A 17,307-nucleotide genomic window follows, 5' to 3' on the forward strand; every position below is an offset into this window, starting at 1 on the left:
CGCCATGTCCAACACCCATTCCCAAGGCCGGGGTGACCTGGCCCACGCTCGTCATGTCGAGGCAGCTCTGCTTGACTACCTGCGCGGGCAGAGTGCTCGCCATGAAGCGCTGGTCATCGCTGCAGTCGGCGAGTTGCGCATCCGTATCGACGCCGCCGACGCGTTGCTGGCACGCGCCGACGCCTCGCAGTCGGCCGCCATCGCTTTTCGTTTGGGCGCCGCCGAGGCCGCGCGCCTGGCCGCGCAGACGCATTTCGAACTGGTGGGCAGTAGTCTGCCGCGTCCGCAGCCGGGCAGCGCCGAACCGGCACTGCCCACTCAACGGCGACTGCTCGGCGACCACTACCTCAACGGCGCCGCCTTGGCAGATCAGCAAAGGGTGCAAGCATGAGTCGAATCCTGACGTTGCTCACCGCCCTGGTTCTTGCATTGGCGGGCGGCCTGACACAAGCCGAGGAGGAGGGCGAGGCCGTGCCGTCGCTGGCCGGCAAGCGCATTGCCGTGAGCATGACTGGCACCAGTCATTACTTCGACATCAAGGCGTTCCAGGCGCAGGTCAATGAGATCAAGCGCCTGGGCGGCACGCCGATCACCCTCGACGCCGGGCGCAACGACCGCAATCTGGTCACACAACTGAACACGGTGGTCACGCAAAAGCCCGATGCGGTGATTCAGACCCTCGGCACCCTGAGCGTGATCGACCCCTGGCTCAAGCGCATCCAGGCAGCAGGTATCCCGCTGTTCACCATTGATGTGCCATCGCAGTACAGCCTCAACAACACCACCTCGGACAACGTCGCGGCCGGCCGCGCGTTGGCCGAACAGCTGGTTCGCGACACCGGCGGCAAGGGCCGCATCCTGGTGTTCAACGGCTTCTACGGGGTGCCGGTCTGTGCGATCCGCTACGACGAGTTGAAGAAGGTACTGGCCGATCATCCGCAATTGCAGATCGTCCAGCCGGAGCTGCGTGACGTGATTCCCAACACCGTGCAGGACGCCCGCAGCCAGATCGCCGCGCTCCTGAACAAGTACCCCAAGGGCGATATCGCCGCCATCTGGTCGGCCTGGGACATCCCTCAGCTCGGCGCCAGCCAGGCGCTGATCGACGCCGGGCGCAGTGAGATCCGCACCTATGGTGTGGACGGCACGCCGGAGGTACTGGAGCTGCTCGCCCCTGACAACTCGCCCATCGGCGCGGTGGTTGCGCAGCAGCCCGACCTGATCGGCCGCACCGCCGTGCGCAACGTTGCCCGCTATCTGGCCGGCCAGCGTGATCTGCCGAAGGAAACCCATGTCGCCGCGCTATTGACGACCCGCGACAACCTGGCTCAGGTCAAGCACCTGCGAGGTGACCAATGAGTGACAACGACTGCTCCGGCATTTCCCGGCGCGGCCTGCTCGGCGCGTCTTCGGCGATGCTCGCTCTCGGGCTTGCCGCACCATTGACCCGCGCCATGGCGGCTGAAGCCGACAGCGGTGCCGGGGCCAGTGCCACAGTGCCTTCGCTCAAGGGCAAGCGCATCGCCATCAGCACCGTGGGCACCAGCATCTACTTCGACAGCCGGGCCTTCAAGGCGCAGGTCGAGGAGGTACAGCGCCTGGGCGGCACGCCGATCACCCTGGATGCCGGGCGCAACGACAAGGCCATGGTGACCCAGTTGCAGAATCTGGTGACGCAGAAGCCCGATGCAGTGATTCACACCCTCGGCACGCTGAGCATCATCGAGCCCTGGTTCAAGCGCATCAGCGCCGCCGGCATCCCGCTGTTCACCATCGAGGTGCCGTCGCAGTACGCGGTCAATACGATTTCCGCAGACAACTGGAGCACGGGTTTGCTGCTGGCCAAGCAGTTGGTGGCCGATCTGCGCGGCAAGGGCAGGGTGCTGCTGTTCAATGGCTTCTATGGCGTGCCGAGCTGCGGCATTCGCTATGACCAGTTGAAGCTGGTGAGCAAGTTCTACCCGCAGATCGAGTTCATCCAGCCGGAGTTGCGCGACGTGATTCCCAACACCGTGCAGGATGCCCGCAGTCAGGTTGCCGCCTTGCTCAACAAGTACCCCAAGGGTGAGCTCGACGCGATCTGGGCGGCCTGGGATCTGCCGCAGCTCGGTGCCAGCCAGGCGCTGATCGAAGCCGGGCGCAATGAAGTGCGCACCTATGGCGTCGACGGTACGCCCGAGGTGCTGGAACTGCTGCGCCAGCCCGGCAGCCCGGTGGCTGCAGTGGTGGCGCAGCAGCCTGCGTTGATTGGCCGGACGGCGGTGCATAACGTCGCCCGCTACCTGGCCGGCGAGCACGATCTGCCGCCCGAAACCTTCGTCGAGACCCTGCTGACCACGGCGGGCAACGTCGATGACGTCAAACGCATCCGAGGCGACGCATGAGTACGCCGGTGCTGGAGCTGCGTGGCATCGTCAAGACCTTCGGTGCCACCCGGGCGCTCGACGGCGCCAGCCTGCGGGTGGCGGCGGGCAGCGTGCACGGTCTGGTGGGCGAGAACGGCGCCGGCAAGTCTACGCTGATCAAGGTGCTGGCCGGCATCCACCGCCCGGACGCCGGCAGCCTGCTGCTCGACGGCCAGCCGCACGGGCATTTCAGCCCGCGCCAGGTGGAGCGCCTGGGCATTGGCTTCATCCACCAGGAACGCTTGTTGCCGGCCCGTTTCACCGTGGGTGAAGCCTTGTTCTTCGGCCACGAACGGCGATTCGGGCCCTTGCTCGATCGCCGCTCCCAGCAGCGCGAGGCCGCGCGTCTGCTGGACGACTACTTCGGCCTGCGACTGCCGGCGAATGCGCTGATCGGTGAACTGAGCAGCGCCGAGCAACAGATGGTGCAGATCGTCCGCGCGCTGCTGATCAAACCGCGTGTGCTGGTGTTCGACGAACCCAGCGTGGCCCTGGTGCAGCGTGAGGTGGAGCGTTTGCTGCGGATCGTCCAGCGCCTGCGTGACGATGGCCTGGCGATCGTCTACATCTCCCATTACCTGCAGGAAATCGAGGCCCTGTGCGACCGCGTGACGGTACTGCGCAACGGTCGCGATGTCGCTGAAGTCTCCCCGCGCAACACGTCGCTGGAGCAGATCACCCGCCTGATGGTCAACCGCGAAGTCGGCGAGCTGTACCCCAAGGTAGCGGTGCCTGCCGGTGCGCTGTTGCTCGACGTACGCGGGCTGGGTCGGGCACGGGCCTACCAGGGCATCGACCTGCAGGTGCGCCGTGGCGAGATCGTCGGCCTCACCGGGCTGGTGGGCTCGGGCGCCAAGGAGTTGCTACGCAGCCTGTTCGGCCTGGCGCCACCGGACAGCGGCGAGGTGCGCCTGGACGGGCAACCGTTGTCCTTGCGCAGCCCGCGCGAGGCTGTCGCCCAGGGCGTCGCGCTGATGCCCGAGGAGCGCCGTCGGCAAGGCGTGGCGCTCGACCTGAGCGTGCAGGAGAACACCACCCTGGCGGCACTGTCGCGCTTCGTCCGCCTGGGGCTGCTGTCGCCGGCGCGCGAGCGGCATACCACCCTGGAGCTGATCGAGCGCCTGAGGATCAAGGCCCCTGGCGCGCATGCCAAGGTGCGTCAGCTCAGCGGTGGCAATCAGCAGAAGGTGGCGCTGGCCAAGTGGTTCGCGCGGTGTTCCAGCCTGTACCTGCTGGACGAGCCCAGCGTTGGCATCGATGTTGGCGCCAAGGTGGAGATCTATCGGCTGATCGGTGAACTGGTGAAGGAGGGCGCCGGGGTGTTGATCCTCTCGTCCGACCTGCCGGAGTTGATCGGCCTCTGCGACCGCATTCATGTCATGCACCGCGGCGCCATCGCCGCACGTTTCGCCGCTGGCGAGGCGAACAGTGACCGCCTGCTGGCGGTGGCTACCGGCGCGCAACGCGCGCAGAACGAGGAACGACCTTTCTATGCCTATGCCATTGCTATCTGATGCCTTCCACCCGCGATTCGCGCAGTGGCTGCTGCGCCGTGGCGCGCTGCTGGCCTTCGCCGCGATCCTGCTGGCCTTCGCCCTCAGTGCGCCGAACTTCCTCACCCCGAGCAACCTGGTCAATGTGCTGGCCCAGTCGGCGATCCTCGGCAGCCTTGCCTTCGGCCTGACCACGGTGATCATCGGCGGCGGCTCGAACGTGGTGTCCGGTGGGCTTGATCTGTCGCTGGCGGCCAACCTCGGGTTGTCCGCTGCGGTCTATGCCAGCCTGAACAACGCCGGTTTCGGCGATGTTGTCAGCATCGCCGCGACGCTTGGCACTGGCCTGGCCATCGGCACGCTGAATGCGCTGGTGGTGGTCGGTTTCCGTTTGCCGCCGCTGCTGGCAACCCTGGCCACGATGAACCTGGTGGCCGGGCTGGAACTGGTGCTGACCGAAAACACCGTGCTGCCTAGCTCTTCGCCGTTGCTGGAAGGGCTGGCCTTCGGTAGTTGGCTCGGCGTGCCAGCCCTGGCCTGGGTGCTGCTGGCGGTCGGTGGCGTGCTGATCGTGTTGATGCAGTACACGCCATTCGGCTTGCGTCTGTACGCCATCGGCGAATACCCGGAGGCGGCTAATGCCGCTGGCCTGTCGGTGCGTGGCTACGTGTTCGCCAGCTACCTGATCAGCGGCCTGTGCGGCAGCCTGGCCGCGTTTTGTTCAGCGGCCTGGTTCAGCGGCAGCACCACCGGCTCCGGCGAGATGCTGCTGTCGGTGGTGGCCATCGCTTTTCTTGGGGTGATCTTCTCCCAGCGTCTGCAGCCGAGCATCGGCGGCACGCTGCTGGCAACGATGCTGGTCGGGGTGCTGATCAACGGCTTCCAGCTTCTGAATATTTCCAGCTTCTGGGTCGACGGCGTGCAGGGTGTCCTGATCCTGCTGGTGGTGGCCCTGTCCGGTTTGCGCAACAAGGAGGCCTGAGATGTCCGATTCGTTATCCGCCCCGCAGCCTGCCGGTCTGACCGGGCTCTCTGGCCGGGCGTTGCTGCGCCTGGTCATGCCGACGCTGTTCGCCGCCGTTCTACTGTTCTTCGCGTTGAAGGCACCCGGCTTTCTCACCGTCGGCAACCTGTCCAGCCTGTTATTGAACAATTTCGTGCTGCTGGCCATCGTCGCCATCGGCATGACCTACGCCATCGCCGCGGGTGGCATTGACCTGTCAGTCGGCACTGCGCTGGACTTCTCGGCGCTGACCTTCGTCCTGCTGCTCAATGCCGGCTTCGGGCTCTATGTCGCGATTCCCGGTGGGCTGCTGGCTGGCAGCCTGGCCGGGTTGTTCAATGCCGGGCTGATCGCCGGGCTGCGTATTTCCCCTTTTCTGGCCACCCTTGGCACACTGTTCATTGGCAGCAGCGTGCAAAAGCTGCTTTCCGATGGCGGACAACCGATCTACCTGGAGGCGCAGGTGCGCAGCGGCTTGGCCAGTGAGCGCTTGCTCGGCGTGCCGCTACCCTTGCTGCTGGTGGCACTGTTGGCGCTGGTGTATGGCGTGGTATTGGCGCGTGGCCGCTTAGGCCGGGAGATCATCGTCCTTGGCAGCCAGCCACTGGTGGCGCGTTATTCGGGCCTGGCGCAGCGACGTATCGCTGCCCTGGTGTTCATCGCCAGTGCCTTTGCCAGCGCGCTGGCGGGCATCCTGCTGCCGGCCACGGTGAACGCCTACGCGCCGATGTCCGGCAATGCCTTCCTGATGAATGCCATCGGTGCGGTCTTCATCGGTGCCACGCTGAGCCTGCACAACCGGGTCAACGTACCCGGTACACTGCTCGGTGTGCTATTTCTCAACGTCACGGCCAACGGTCTGCTGCTGATCGGCTGGAATTTCTTCTGGCAGCAGGTGGCCACCGGCGTTCTGATTCTCTCGGTTCTGCTGTTCAGTTTTGCCAGTCGGCGGCTCGGCGCTGGCTAGTTCTGGCGTTTCGGGCGAAACGCCAGTGCCGTGACGAGGCCTGGGGGTGTGCCCCAGGCCATGCTTTCAGGACTGCTTGGCACCGCCACCGATCTGCCAGACATAGGGCGGTTCGCTGCCATTGACGTGCCAGTCGCCGATGATGCGTTCCTTGTAGATCACCGGGTTGTGCGAGGCGGCAGTACGGGCGTTGCGCCAGTGGCGATCGAGCTGTTTGGTGGTGCTGGTACCGGAGGCGCCGAGGGTGTTGAACAGGTCGCTGGTGGCACGCAGCACCCATTCGATGGCCGCCACCTGGGCCTGGGCCGATTCCAGTTCGGCGGCGATGTTGGCCTTGCGCTCGGCGTTCTCGTCATTGCCGAAACGCGCCAGGTAGGCTTGCTGCGCGGCCTCGCTGGCGCGCAGGGTGCCTGCCTCGGCGGCGTAGATCAGGGCGGAGGCCTTGCCGATAACCTGCAATACCTGCGGATCCTCGCTTACCGCTGCGCCATTGCCATGGCTGAACACGCGCGTGCGCTTGCTGGTTTCCTGGCTGAAGTCACGCACGGCGGCGCGGCCGGAACCGACGATGACGGCGAGCAGCACCAGTTGGTAGAAGGCCGTCTGATATTTGAAGCGGGTGGCGAAGTCGATGATGTTCTCTTCCTCGACCACCGCGTTCTCGAACACCGAGGTGCCGCTGCCGGTGGTGCGCTGGCCAAAACCATCCCAGTCGTCGCTCTGGGTGATGCCGGGTTGGCGGGTACGGATCGCTGCGATCACGTCGCCACCGGTGTCGTCTCGGCGGGCGAACAGGTCGATCCAGTCGGAGAAGAGGCTGCCGGTGCTGTAGTACTTGGTGCCATTGACCACCCACTGATCACCCTGGCGCGACACCCGGGTGCTGACGTCGCCGATCTTCACTGCGCCCACCTCCGTCCAGGCGCAGCCCACCAGATCGCCGTCGACGAAGCGTTTGAACCAGACGTCCTGTGGTGTGCTGGCATGGGCGTTGAGGCGGTCCTCGACAAAAGCAAAATGCCCGCGCAGTGCCTGCGGCACATTGGAGTCGGCTTCGGCCAGTTCGATCAGCAGCTGGAACAACTGTGGCAGGGAAGCGCCGGCACCGCCCTGTTCGACGGGTACACGCACGGCGCCGAAGCCGGCTTCCTTGAGCCACTGGATGGGCTCATGGGGCAGGGTGCGGTTGCGCTCGCGTGCCACGCTGGATTCGGCGATGCGGGCAAAGATGGGGCGGAAGCGGGCGGCAAGGGATTCGTAGTGGGTACCGGTAGACAGGTGGGGCAGTGGGGCTTGGGCGGTCATCGCAGTTCTCCTCGATTGATGCGATTGCTGACGGTGACGCTCTCGCAAACTTCGTGCCTTGCAGTGAATGCCTTTTAAATCAACGGGTTGTGATCATTCTGGTGGGGCGGGCTGTTCGCTCGCCGACAGCTTGCTGAATGACTGTTGGTGGGCGGTCAATTGCGTTTTCCGGGGCAACTGTTGGCCGAGGGTCAGTGGTTCAACAGCTTGTTGGCCAAAAGACAGTTCAGGCTGCTAGCGCTAGCGTTCAAGTACTTGAATTTAAATGTTTTTATTGGTTGGCACGGTTGCTGCTGAAGCTCCCTCAGGTAATGCCCGCTGGGCAAGGAGGGATGAGCATGAACGCACGTGTTATCAGGGTCGTGGTGGTGTCCGGCAGCCTGCGGGCCCCATCACGCACCCATGGTCTGCTGCAGGCCCTGGTGGAGCGGCTGCCGGCCGTGTTGCCGAAGCTGGAGGTGCACTGGGTGCGCATCGCCGAACTGTCCGCCAGCCTGGCCGGTTCGCTGGAGCGCGATAGCGCCTCGGCTGACCTGCAACCGCATTTGCAGGCCATCGAGCAAGCCGACCTGCTACTGGTCGGCAGCCCGGTGTATCGCGCGTCCTACACCGGTTTGTTCAAGCACCTGTTCGACCTGGTCGATCACCAGTCGCTCAAGGGCGTGCCCGTGGTGCTTGCCGCCACCGGTGGTAGCGAACGACATGCCTTGATGATCGATCACCAGTTGCGCCCGCTATTCGCTTTCTTCCAGGCCCACACCCTGCCGTACGGGCTGTACGCCAGTGTCGAGTCTTTCGACGATCAGCGCCTGGCTGACCCTGCGCAGTTCGAACGGATCGAGCGGGTACTCGACACCGTCGGCGCCTTCTTTCATATCCCGGTCGCCCGCGCGGCCTGACTTTCCGAGTTACAGGAGACATCGCCATGAGCCAACCGATCAAATTCGCCTACTGGGTTCCTAACGTCAGCGGTGGCCTCGTTGTCAGCAAGATCGAACAACGCACCAGTTGGGACATCGATTACAACCGCAAGCTGGCGCAGATTGCCGAGCGTTCCGGGTTCGAGTACGCGCTTTCGCAGATCCGCTTCACCGCCGGCTATGGCGCTGACAACCAGCACGAGTCGGTAACCATCAGCCACGCGCTGCTGGCCGCCACCGAAAAACTCAAGGTGATCGCCGCGATCCTGCCCGGACCCTGGACGCCGGTATTGGCAGCCAAGCAATTGGCAAGCATCGACCAGTTCACCGCGGGCCGCATCGCCATCAACGTGGTGTCCGGCTGGTTCAAGGGCGAGTTCCGCGCCATCGGCGAGCCATGGCTGGACCATGATGAGCGCTATCGCCGATCCGAGGAGTTCATTCGTGCCCTGAAGGGCATCTGGACCCAGGACAATTTCAGCTTCCACGGCGATTTCTACCGTTTCAACGACTACACCCTCAAGCCCAAGCCGCTGCAGCAACCGCACCCGGAAATCTTCCAGGGCGGGAGCTCACGGGCCGCGCGCGACATGGCCTCGAGGGTCTCCGACTGGTACTTCACCAATGGCAACAGTGTCGAGGGCATCAAGACCCAGGTCGACGATATCCGCACCAAGGCAGCGGCCAACGGGCATTCGGTGAAGGTCGGGGTAAACGCTTTCATCATCGCCCGCGACACCGAGGAAGAGGCCCGCGCGGTGCTGGCAGAGATCATCGCCAAGGCCGACCCGGAGGCGGTCAACGGCTTTGGCAGTGAAGTGAAGAACGCCGGTGCGGCCAGCCCGGAAGGCGAGGGCAACTGGGCCAAGTCGACCTTCGAAGACCTGGTGCAGTACAACGACGGCTTCAAGACCAACCTGATCGGTACGCCACGGCAGATCGCCGAACGCATCGTCGCGCTCAAGGCGGTCGGCGTCGACCTGATCCTCTCCGGCTTCCTGCACTTCCAGGAAGAGGTCGAGTACTTCGGCAAGCATGTGTTGCCGCTGGTGCGCGAACTGGAGCAGGAGAAGCATGCCTCCCTCGCTGTGGCCTGAGGTGCGTGGCCATGCATGAGGCGCTCGCGGACAACCTGCCGGCCAGCTTGCTGGCCCGGGCACATCAACGTGGGGCGAACGTTGCGTTGCGCCACAAGCGTCTAGGCCTGTGGCAGGCGCGCAGCTGGGTGCAACTGCTGGCCGAGGTGCAGAGCCTGGCCACCGGGCTGCGCGAGGCCGGCTTCGCGGCCGGCGACAGTCTGCTGATCGTCAGCCGGCCGCGCCCTGAGGCGCTGCTCGCAAGCCTGGCGGCGCAGTGGCTGGGCGGCGTCGCGGCACTGCTCGATCCGCTGATGCCCGACGCGGAGCAACTGACGCTGTTGCGTGAACTGCAGGCCGGTTTCGTCTTTGCCGAAGGTCAGGAGGAGGTCGAGCGGGTGCTGGCGAGCGGTCATGTACCGGCATTGCTGTTCTACGCCGATGGCCGTGGCCTGGCGGATTCCGGGTTGCCGAATTACGCTCGCCTGGCCGCGCAGCTGCCCGATCCTGCCTTGGCGGTGCAGGCGCAGAGCGAGCGCCCAGCGTTCAGCTTTCACCGGCTGGATGCCGATGGCCAACTTCAGCAGCACGGGCTCAGCCATGCCGAGGTGCTGGGCGAGGGGCGTCGGCTGGTCGAACAGGAGCGCCTGACGGCGGCCGAGGAAGCCTTGGCCTCCCGCAACTTCGCCACCAGCGGCCAGGCCCGCTACCTGCTGGCGCCTTGGCTGCTGGCAGGCTTTCGGATGAATTTTCCGGAGAGCCTGGCGACCCGCGACACCGACCGCCGTGAACTCGGCCCGACCCTGGTACTCGGCACCCACGACAGCTACGGCCGCCTGTATGCACTGGCGCAGCAGCGTCTACCGCTGCCGGGCAGCCTGCTGCGGCGCGGGCTGGACTGGGCGCTTTACGCGCGCGGTGGGTTGCTGCGCAACGGCCTTGGCCACGTGTTGCTGCGTCGGCCGCTGCGCGATGTGCTGGGCCTGAGCCGCACCCGGGTGCCGCTGCTGGTCGGTGAGGCCCTGCCGGGCGAGGTGCAGGCGTTCTTCGCCGCCCTTGGGGTGGCGCCGCGTATCTGGCGGGAGGCGCCCCGCTGGCAGGCCGTGCGTAGCCCCCGTTCATCCCTCGCTGCTCGGTCGCAAAGCCGGGTTCAGCCCGTCTGAGGAGTGTTCATGTCGAATTCCCCGTTGCTGGAACTGGAGGGCATCAGCCTGTCGTTCAAGGGTGTGAAGGCCATTAGCGACATTGGCTTCAGTGTCGCCGAAGGCGAGATCTGTGCGCTGATCGGGCCCAATGGCGCGGGCAAGAGCTCACTGCTGAACATCATCAATGGCGTCTACCGGGCGCAGCAGGGGCGCATTCGTTTCGCCGGGCAGCAGCGTCGGGTGATGCACCCACATGCAGCGGCACGCGGCGGCATCGCTCGCACCTTCCAGAACATCGCGCTGTTCAAGGGCATGAGCGTGCTCGACAACGTGCTCACCGGGCGCAACCTCAAGCGCCGCAGTTCCTGGCTGGAGCAGGCGTTGCGCATCGGCCGCGCGCCGGGCGAGGACGATCGCCAACGCGCCGCCGCCGAGCGGGTAATCGAGTTTCTGCGCATCCAGCCGTGGCGTGACGAAATCGTTGGCACCTTGCCCTATGGCCTGCAGAAGCGGGTCGAGCTGGCCCGTGCGCTGGCCGCCGAGCCCCGCCTGCTGCTGCTCGACGAGCCGATGGCCGGGATGAATGCCGAGGAGAAGCGCGAGATGAGCCGCTTCATCGTTGAGATCAACCGCGAGTTCGGCATGACGGTGGTGCTGATCGAGCACGACATCGGCGTGGTCATGGGCATTTCCCACCATGTGGTGGTGCTCGATTACGGCCGCAAGATCGGCGACGGCTCCCCCGAGCAGGTTCGCCGCAACCCCGACGTGATCGCGGCCTATCTGGGTGTCCGCCCGGCGGCAGCTTCGGGGCTGTCCCCACACAGGAGCGCGACATGGCATTCTTTTTCGAAGTGCTGATCGGTGGCCTGCTGGCCGGGGTGATGTACTCCCTGGTGGCCATCGGTTTCGTGCTGATCTACAAAGCCAGCGGTGTGTTCAACTTCGCCCAGGGGGCGATGGTACTGTTCGCCGCGCTGACCTTCGTCAGCCTGCTGGAGCGCGGCGTGCCGTTCTGGCTGTCCTTTCTCGTCACCCTGGCGACGATGATCGCCCTGGCGCTGCTGATCGAACGGGCGGTACTGCGGCCATTGGTCGGGCGTTCGCCGATTACCCTGTTCATGGCCACGCTCGGCCTGGCCTACATCATCGAGGGCGCCGCCCAGGCCCTGTGGGGCGCTCAGGTTCACGGCCTGGAGCTGGCCATCAGCGACGCGCCGCTGGAGCTGGGTGGCCTGCTGCTGTCGCAGTTCGACCTGTTCGCCGCCGCAACGGCGGCGGCCCTGGTGGTGCTACTGTCCTTGCTGTTCAACCGCACGCGCATCGGCCTGGCGCTGCGTGCGGTGGCCGACGATCCCCGCGCGGCGATGAGCGTCGGTATCCGCCTGCCGAGGGTGTGGGCGGTGGTCTGGGCGGTGGCCGGGTTCGTCGGGCTGGTCGCCGGGCTGCTGTGGGGCGCGCGCCTGGGGGTGCAGTTCTCGCTCTCGCTGGTGGTGCTCAAGGCCCTGCCGGTGCTGATCATCGGCGGCTTCACCTCGATCAGCGGGGCGATCGTCGGCGGCCTGATCATCGGCGCTTCGGAGAAGCTCGCCGAGGTGTACCTCGGGCCGCTCATCGGCGGCGGCATCGAAAACTGGTTTCCCTATGTGCTGGCCCTGCTGTTCCTGCTGGTGCGTCCGGCTGGGCTGTTCGGCGAGCGCGCCATCGAGCGAGTCTGAGGAGCGTCGATCATGCTGTATCGAGAAGCGGGCCAGTTCAGCGTGCGTTACGCCGACGACCGACGATTCTTCCGCCTGCGCCAGGATCGGCTGGGCCTGGCGGCCTTGGTCCTGTTCGCCTTCATCGGCGTGCCGTTGCTGGGCAACGATTACTGGTTCAGTGCCATCCTGATCCCATTTCTACTGCTGTCGCTGGCCGGCCTAGGGCTGAACCTGCTGACCGGTTATGCCGGGCAACTGTCCTTGGGTTCGGCGGCGTTCATGGCAGTAGGTGCCTTCGCGGCCTATAATTTCGAGCTGCGCGTGGCGTGGCTGCCGCTGCTGGCCAGCCTGCTGCTCGGCGGCCTGGTGGCGGCGCTGGTGGCCGTGGTGTTCGGCCTGCCAAGCCTGCGCATCAAGGGCTTCTATCTGCTGGTGTCGACACTGGCGGCGCAGTTCTTCGTGCCATGGGCGCTGACCCGCTTCAGTTGGTTCAGCAACGACAGTGCCTCGGGGGTGATCAGCGCGCCGCCGCTGCTGATGGCCGGGTATGACTTTTCGTCGCCGGCCGGGCGCTACCTGCTGACCCTGGCGGTGGTCAGCGCGCTGTTCTGGCTGGGCGCCAACCTGGTGCGCAGCGAGCTGGGGCGCAACTGGATGGCGGTGCGCGACATGGACACCGCCGCCGCAGTGATCGGCATCCCCCTGTTGAAGACCAAACTGCTGGCTTTTGCCATCAGCGGCTTCTACCTCGGCGTGGCCGGTTCGCTCTGGGCCTTCACCTACCTGGGCACGGTGGAGCCACACGGCTTCGACCTGAACCGCTCGTTCCAGATCCTGTTCATCATCATTATCGGCGGCCTGGGCAGCATCCTCGGGAACTTCCTCGGCGCCGCCTTCATCGTGCTGTTCCCGGTGCTGCTGTCGAACCTGGCCGGGTTGCTGCCGACCGGGCTGATCGATGCCGGACAGATAGAGAACCTGCAGAAGATGGCCTTCGGCACGCTGATCATCATCTTCCTGATCAAGGAACCGGAGGGCCTGGCGCGCCTCTGGCAACGCTTTCGCGAGCGCACTCGGCGTTGGCCGTTGCGCCACTGAGCGAACCTTCGCACCGGGCTTCGCCCGCCTTATGTCACTGCCCACTGATTTGTAAAGGATAACCACGATGTCGACCCGATCCGTCCTCGGCCGCCTGGCGCTGGCCGTGAGCCTGGCGGCCGGTGCACTCAACGTGCACGCGGCCAACGAACAGTATTTCCCCCTGCAGAGCTACCGCGTTGGCCCCTATGCCGCAGGTGGCACCGGTTTCTTCGGTGGTTTTATCGATTACCTCAAGTACGTCAACGCCCAAGGCGGCGTGAATGGTGTCAAGCTGACCTGGAGCGAGTGCGAGACTGAATACGTCGTGGAGAAGGGGGTGGAGTGCTACGAGCGCCTCAAGGGTGGGCTCAACGGCGCACCGGCTGCCGCCACCAATCCGCTGTCGGTGGGTATCGCGTATGCCACCCTGGAACGCTCCACGGCCGACAAGCTGCCGCTGATCACCATCAACCATGGGCGTACCGATTCCACCGATGGCAGCGTGTTCCCTTACGTCTTCCCGCTGCAGCTCAATCCCTATTCCGAGGTATCGGCCATCGTCAACTGGATCGCACAGCAGGCAGGCGGCGAGCAGGGCCTCAAGGGCAAGAAGATCGTCACGCTCTTTCACGGTTCGCCCTATGGCAAGGAAACCAACGAGGTGCTGCAGGCCCTGGCGGACAAGTACGGGTTCGAGTTGACCCTGCTGGAGGTGCCGCACCCCGGCAACGAGCAACAATCGCAGTGGCTGAACATCCGCCGCCTGAAGCCGGACTGGGTCATCCTGCGCGGCTGGGGCGTGATGAACCCGGTGGCGCTGAAGACTGCGCAGAAGGTCGGTTTCCCTGCCGACCGTATCATCGGCAATATCTGGAGCAACTCCGAGGAAGACGCGGCGCCTGCCGGTGCCGCGGCCAAGGGCTTCATCGCCATCACCACGCATCCGTCCGGTACCGACTTCCCGGTGCTGCAGGGCATCGAACAGGCGGTGGTGGACAAGGGCCAAGGCGACCTGGCCGATCCGAAGCGCTTCGGCACCGTGTACTACAACCTCGGCGTGGTCAACGGCATCCTCAACGTCGAGGCATTGCGTCTGGCTCAGGAGAAGTTCGGCAGGCAACCGCTGAGTGGCGAGCAGGTGCGTTGGGGCTTCGAACACCTGAACCTGGACGATACCCGCCTGCAGGCACTCGGTGCCAAGGGGCTGGTGCAGCCGCTTAAACTGTCCTGCTCCGACCATGAAGGCGGTGGTGCGGTGCGCTTCCAGCAGTGGGACGGGCAGAAGTGGAAACTGATCAGCGACTGGGTACAGGCCGACCGCGCGTTTTTGCGGCCGATCATCGAGGCCTCGTCGCATCAATATGCCAAAGAGAAGGGTATCACCCCGCGTGATTGCAGCCAGGAAGGCTGATCGCGCCGGCAGGGCCGGTGGCGTCCCCCGGCCTGTCTTCAGCCCAGCGCAGTCCGGGTGCCGCCGCGCACCAGGCCCACACCGGCTCAAAGGTTGGGGACCGCTTCCAGTCTGTTGCGATTGCCGCCATTGGGCGCGGCCGTGCGCTTCTGTCCTCCGCAACCCTCTTCACGTAGTTGGCAGGGGGGTGGCAATCGTGCGTGGCGGCCTCTCAGATTGATAGTTGTATCGCCCGCTCAGGGCGCATCTGGGGCTCTGGCCGGCGCCGATTGACCACCAGTTCGCCGATGGCGATCAGTCGGGCGCGGGTGATATTGCGGCTCAGACCCAGCAGACTGGCCGTGTGCACCTGGTTGCAGTGGCAGAAACGATAGGCACTGCGTAGCAGGGTGTCCTCGACCTTCTCGTGCAGGCTGCCGGCCTGCTCCTCGAACAGGCGCTGAAAGGCACGCAGCAACTGCTCTTCGGCGCTTTCGGCGGTGCTCACCGGCGACTTGTCCTGGCGCTCGATACGCAGGTGCGACAGGCGCAGGTCGTCGTCCTGCACCAGGCCATTGCGGCACACCAGCAGGGTGTGGTGGATGACGTTTTCCAGCTCGCGGATGTTGCCGGGCCAGTCGTAGCTCACCAGCTTGCGTTCGGCCTCGGGGGACAGGCGCACTTCGCCGTAACCCAGGCGGTTGCAGTAGGTCTTGATGAAGTGTCGGGTCAGCGGCAGGATGTCGCCCGGGCGTTCTCGCAGCGGGTAGAGTTGCAGGCTGACCACGTTTAGGCGGTAGTACAGGTCTTCGCGGAAGTTGCCGGCAGCGATGGCCTTGTCCAGTTGCACGTTGGTGGCGGCGACCACGCGCACGTCGATGGGGATGCTCTTGCGCGAGCCCAGGCGCACCACTTCACGCTCTTGCAGCACGCGCAACAGCTTGACCTGGATGGCCATGGGCAGGTCGCCGATTTCGTCGAGGAACAGTGTGCCGCCGTTGCCCTCCTCGAACCAGCCGGCCTTGGCCGCCAGGGCGCCGGTGAAGGCGCCTTTCTCGTGGCCGAACAGCTCGGCTTCCACCAGCGACTCCGAAAAGGCGCCACAGTTCACCGCGACGAAGGGGCCGTTGCGCCGTCCGCTGAGGTTGTGTATGTGGCGTGCGACCAGCTCCTTGCCCGTGCCGGTCTCGCCGATGATCAGGACGCTGGCCTCGCTGGGGGCGACCTGTTGCAGGTGGGCGAGCAGCGCCTGCGATCTAGCGTCTTCGAAGACCTGTGCGGTCGCCCGGATCGAGGTGGCCAGTGACGGCGAAGGGGGGAGGGTCAGCAACTGCATGGCGATTCCTATGAGTAGAAAGATGGGGTGGGTCGCGTCTGGCTCAGTGCCCACTCACCCAGCTCGTGGAGTTTGTAGTCCAGCGGGTCGTGCAGGCTCTGGGTACGCAGGTTGCGCCAGTAGCGATCGAGGCGTAGCGAGGCGTGGGTCGCGCGTGCGCCAGTGACCTCGAACAGGCGGTTGCAGATGTCCAGGCCAGTGCGTGCCGCCGCCACCTTGGCCGTGGCGATGGCCAGCGCCAGTTGCGCACGCTCTTCGGCGCCGAGCGCGTGCTCCTTGTGCCAGGCCGCGTCGAGTTGCGTAGCGGCGCGCTCCACCAGCAGGCGCACGCCTTCCAGACCGACCCAGAACTCGCCGTAGTGGCGCAGGATGTAAGGGTCTTCGCTGACATGTCGGGCTTTGGAGCGGAACCACGGGCGGCCTTCCTTCAACGTGTAATGGCGAGCCTCTTCCAGAGCGCCTTCGGTGATACCAAGGAATACGTTGGCGAAATGCAACTGGGCGATCAGCGGGCGCAGGCTGGCGAAGGGTGTGCTCAGCGGGCCGGGGTCGAGAAGCATCTCGTTCTCTTCGACGCGCACGCGCTCGAAAGTAGCGCTGCCGCTGTCGGTCTGGCGCTGGCCCATGTTGTTCCAGTCATCATGCAGTGTGATACCGGTGCGGCCGCTGGGGATGGCAGCGATCAGCAGCTTGCCGCCAGCACTTTCATCTACTGCCGAGGCAATCAGCATTTCCGAGTCGCTGGCGCCTGAGCAGAAACTCTTCTTGCCGGAAAACTCGTACCAACCGTCGAAGCGTGTGAGCACGGTGCGGCTGTCCAGAGGGTTGAGCGCATTGCCCCAGAACCAGTTCTTGCGCGCGGTCTGCTCGAACCAGGGTTGCCACTGATCGCGACGGGAGAACAGGCGCACGGTAGCCAGCATCAAGTGCTGAAAGCCGAAGACGTGGGCGATGGAACTGTCGACCCGGGCGAATTCGCGCACCACCTCCAGGGTTTCGCTCCAGCTAGCGCCGAGGCCGCCGAACTGGGTGGGTATGCTCAGCGCCAACAAGCCGCTCTGGCGGATAGCGTCGCGCTGGGCCTTGGGTGTGCCGCCGGCCTCGTCGCGCTCGACGGCGGTTTCGGCGAACGCCGTCGCTAGGCGACGTGCAGTCTGCAAGGGGCTAAGCACGGCAGGTCGTAGAGGGGTTGTCACTCGGCATTCCTCGCTGGCTGGTGGGATGGCGGATAGGGGGGCATTTCATAGCGGCGCCTCAGACAATTTGCTCAGCACATGCGCTTGGCGATGGAAGAGGGCTGCGGTGCGTTCTGCGGCTAGCGGGATGCGGGCCTGCAGAGGCTGGAAGAAACTGAACAGCGGGTGCAGCTGCAACAGCACCTGGGATTGGCCGGAGGTAGGCAATGACGTTGGCATCAGAAACTTCAACTCTCCAACACGGTTACCCCGATCCATCGCGGGTCTGATGAAAGTATAAAAGTCGATTCA

General features: G+C 65.1%; 17 protein-coding genes. 13 read left to right on the forward strand and 4 right to left on the reverse strand.

What is annotated here, in order from left to right:
• Positions 1-4: 4 nt before the first annotated feature.
• Genes C4Q27_RS24365 through C4Q27_RS24390 form a run of 6 tightly spaced genes read left to right on the forward strand, consistent with a single transcriptional unit; the run spans position 5 to position 5,868 of the window.
• Positions 5-391: a hypothetical protein gene (locus tag C4Q27_RS24365; RefSeq protein WP_003253982.1), complete on the forward strand. Its 387-nt coding sequence runs from the start codon at positions 5-7 to the stop codon at positions 389-391.
• The gene (locus C4Q27_RS24370; protein ID WP_003253981.1) at positions 388-1,359 is read left to right on the forward strand and encodes a sugar ABC transporter substrate-binding protein; all 972 of its coding nucleotides are present in this window, start codon (positions 388-390) and stop codon (positions 1,357-1,359) included. The genes C4Q27_RS24365 and C4Q27_RS24370 overlap by 4 nt, the downstream gene beginning before the upstream one ends.
• Complete coding sequence (locus C4Q27_RS24375; protein WP_104887478.1) at positions 1,356-2,384, forward strand: sugar ABC transporter substrate-binding protein; 1,029 nt, start codon at positions 1,356-1,358, stop codon at positions 2,382-2,384. Before C4Q27_RS24370 ends, C4Q27_RS24375 begins: the two co-directional genes overlap by 4 nt.
• Entirely contained in the window at positions 2,381-3,919 is a 1,539-nt protein-coding gene (locus C4Q27_RS24380) for a sugar ABC transporter ATP-binding protein (RefSeq protein WP_003253979.1), read from the forward strand. Before C4Q27_RS24375 ends, C4Q27_RS24380 begins: the two co-directional genes overlap by 4 nt.
• Positions 3,903-4,880 (forward strand): ABC transporter permease, encoded by a 978-nt coding sequence (locus C4Q27_RS24385; RefSeq protein WP_104887479.1) that lies wholly within the window; start codon positions 3,903-3,905, stop codon positions 4,878-4,880. Before C4Q27_RS24380 ends, C4Q27_RS24385 begins: the two co-directional genes overlap by 17 nt.
• A gap of 1 nt (position 4,881) precedes the next feature.
• Complete coding sequence (locus C4Q27_RS24390) at positions 4,882-5,868, forward strand: ABC transporter permease (RefSeq protein ID WP_003253977.1); 987 nt, start codon at positions 4,882-4,884, stop codon at positions 5,866-5,868.
• A gap of 66 nt (positions 5,869-5,934) precedes the next feature.
• Here C4Q27_RS24390 and C4Q27_RS24395 read toward each other — a convergent pair whose 3' ends face one another.
• Positions 5,935-7,173, reverse strand: a complete 1,239-nt coding sequence (locus C4Q27_RS24395) for an acyl-CoA dehydrogenase family protein (protein WP_104887480.1) — start codon at positions 7,171-7,173, stop codon at positions 5,935-5,937.
• Positions 7,174-7,511: 338 nt separating this feature from the next.
• Here C4Q27_RS24395 and msuE point away from each other — a divergent pair, with 338 nt between their 5' ends.
• The 7 genes from msuE to C4Q27_RS24430 all read left to right on the forward strand — a co-directional run bounded on the left by msuE (position 7,512) and on the right by C4Q27_RS24430 (position 14,505).
• Positions 7,512-8,072 carry an FMN reductase gene (gene msuE / locus C4Q27_RS24400; RefSeq protein ID WP_004576525.1) on the forward strand — a complete coding sequence of 187 codons (561 nt, stop codon included), beginning with the start codon at positions 7,512-7,514 and terminating at the stop codon, positions 8,070-8,072.
• 26 nt (positions 8,073-8,098) lie between these two features.
• Positions 8,099-9,190 (forward strand): dimethylsulfone monooxygenase SfnG, encoded by a 1,092-nt coding sequence (gene sfnG / locus C4Q27_RS24405; protein ID WP_020191470.1) that lies wholly within the window; start codon positions 8,099-8,101, stop codon positions 9,188-9,190.
• An 11-nt stretch (positions 9,191-9,201) separates the two neighbouring features.
• Entirely contained in the window at positions 9,202-10,332 is a 1,131-nt protein-coding gene (locus tag C4Q27_RS24410) for an AMP-binding protein (protein WP_104887481.1), read from the forward strand.
• Between the two features lie 9 nt (positions 10,333-10,341).
• Entirely contained in the window at positions 10,342-11,175 is an 834-nt protein-coding gene (locus tag C4Q27_RS24415) for an ABC transporter ATP-binding protein (protein ID WP_064493304.1), read from the forward strand.
• A complete protein-coding gene (locus tag C4Q27_RS24420; RefSeq protein WP_012052698.1) occupies positions 11,151-12,032 on the forward strand; it encodes a branched-chain amino acid ABC transporter permease in 882 nt (293 codons plus the stop codon). Before C4Q27_RS24415 ends, C4Q27_RS24420 begins: the two co-directional genes overlap by 25 nt.
• Positions 12,033-12,044: 12 nt before the next feature.
• Complete coding sequence (locus C4Q27_RS24425; RefSeq protein ID WP_003253970.1) at positions 12,045-13,112, forward strand: branched-chain amino acid ABC transporter permease; 1,068 nt, start codon at positions 12,045-12,047, stop codon at positions 13,110-13,112.
• Between the two features lie 67 nt (positions 13,113-13,179).
• A complete protein-coding gene (locus C4Q27_RS24430) occupies positions 13,180-14,505 on the forward strand; it encodes an ABC transporter substrate-binding protein (protein ID WP_012052696.1) in 1,326 nt (441 codons plus the stop codon).
• Positions 14,506-14,716: 211 nt separating this feature from the next.
• On the opposite strand, the gene C4Q27_RS24435 is transcribed toward C4Q27_RS24430, so the two are convergent.
• The 3 genes from C4Q27_RS24435 to C4Q27_RS29470 are packed head-to-tail and all read right to left on the reverse strand — an operon-like array spanning position 14,717 to position 17,235.
• Positions 14,717-15,820, reverse strand: a complete 1,104-nt coding sequence (locus C4Q27_RS24435) for a sigma-54-dependent Fis family transcriptional regulator (RefSeq protein ID WP_003253968.1) — start codon at positions 15,818-15,820, stop codon at positions 14,717-14,719.
• A gap of 8 nt (positions 15,821-15,828) precedes the next feature.
• Entirely contained in the window at positions 15,829-17,016 is a 1,188-nt protein-coding gene (locus C4Q27_RS24440; protein WP_004576530.1) for an acyl-CoA dehydrogenase family protein, read from the reverse strand.
• A gap of 45 nt (positions 17,017-17,061) precedes the next feature.
• Complete coding sequence (locus C4Q27_RS29470) at positions 17,062-17,235, reverse strand: hypothetical protein (protein ID WP_177410020.1); 174 nt, start codon at positions 17,233-17,235, stop codon at positions 17,062-17,064.
• Positions 17,236-17,307: the final 72 nt, after the last annotated feature.

The organism is Pseudomonas sp. SWI36, from assembly GCF_002948105.1.
Classification (GTDB): Bacteria; Pseudomonadota; Gammaproteobacteria; order Pseudomonadales; family Pseudomonadaceae; genus Aquipseudomonas; species Aquipseudomonas alloputida.

What these genes read in the sequence shown, in the direction of transcription:
- C4Q27_RS24365 (WP_003253982.1), top strand. Translation starts at nt 5, where the DNA reads ATGTCCAACACCCATTCCCAAGGCCGGGGTGACCTGGCCCACGCTCGT.
- C4Q27_RS24370 (WP_003253981.1), top strand. Translation starts at nt 388, where the DNA reads ATGAGTCGAATCCTGACGTTGCTCACCGCCCTGGTTCTTGCATTGGCG.
- C4Q27_RS24375 (WP_104887478.1), top strand. Translation starts at nt 1,356, where the DNA reads ATGAGTGACAACGACTGCTCCGGCATTTCCCGGCGCGGCCTGCTCGGC.
- C4Q27_RS24380 (WP_003253979.1), top strand. Translation starts at nt 2,381, where the DNA reads ATGAGTACGCCGGTGCTGGAGCTGCGTGGCATCGTCAAGACCTTCGGT.
- C4Q27_RS24385 (WP_104887479.1), top strand. Translation starts at nt 3,903, where the DNA reads ATGCCATTGCTATCTGATGCCTTCCACCCGCGATTCGCGCAGTGGCTG.
- C4Q27_RS24390 (WP_003253977.1), top strand. Translation starts at nt 4,882, where the DNA reads ATGTCCGATTCGTTATCCGCCCCGCAGCCTGCCGGTCTGACCGGGCTC.
- C4Q27_RS24395 (WP_104887480.1), bottom strand. Translation starts at nt 7,173, where the DNA reads ATGACCGCCCAAGCCCCACTGCCCCACCTGTCTACCGGTACCCACTAC.
- msuE (WP_004576525.1), top strand. Translation starts at nt 7,512, where the DNA reads ATGAACGCACGTGTTATCAGGGTCGTGGTGGTGTCCGGCAGCCTGCGG.
- sfnG (WP_020191470.1), top strand. Translation starts at nt 8,099, where the DNA reads ATGAGCCAACCGATCAAATTCGCCTACTGGGTTCCTAACGTCAGCGGT.
- C4Q27_RS24410 (WP_104887481.1), top strand. Translation starts at nt 9,202, where the DNA reads ATGCATGAGGCGCTCGCGGACAACCTGCCGGCCAGCTTGCTGGCCCGG.
- C4Q27_RS24415 (WP_064493304.1), top strand. Translation starts at nt 10,342, where the DNA reads ATGTCGAATTCCCCGTTGCTGGAACTGGAGGGCATCAGCCTGTCGTTC.
- C4Q27_RS24420 (WP_012052698.1), top strand. Translation starts at nt 11,151, where the DNA reads ATGGCATTCTTTTTCGAAGTGCTGATCGGTGGCCTGCTGGCCGGGGTG.
- C4Q27_RS24425 (WP_003253970.1), top strand. Translation starts at nt 12,045, where the DNA reads ATGCTGTATCGAGAAGCGGGCCAGTTCAGCGTGCGTTACGCCGACGAC.
- C4Q27_RS24430 (WP_012052696.1), top strand. Translation starts at nt 13,180, where the DNA reads ATGTCGACCCGATCCGTCCTCGGCCGCCTGGCGCTGGCCGTGAGCCTG.
- C4Q27_RS24435 (WP_003253968.1), bottom strand. Translation starts at nt 15,820, where the DNA reads ATGCAGTTGCTGACCCTCCCCCCTTCGCCGTCACTGGCCACCTCGATC.
- C4Q27_RS29470 (WP_177410020.1), bottom strand. Translation starts at nt 17,235, where the DNA reads ATGCCAACGTCATTGCCTACCTCCGGCCAATCCCAGGTGCTGTTGCAG.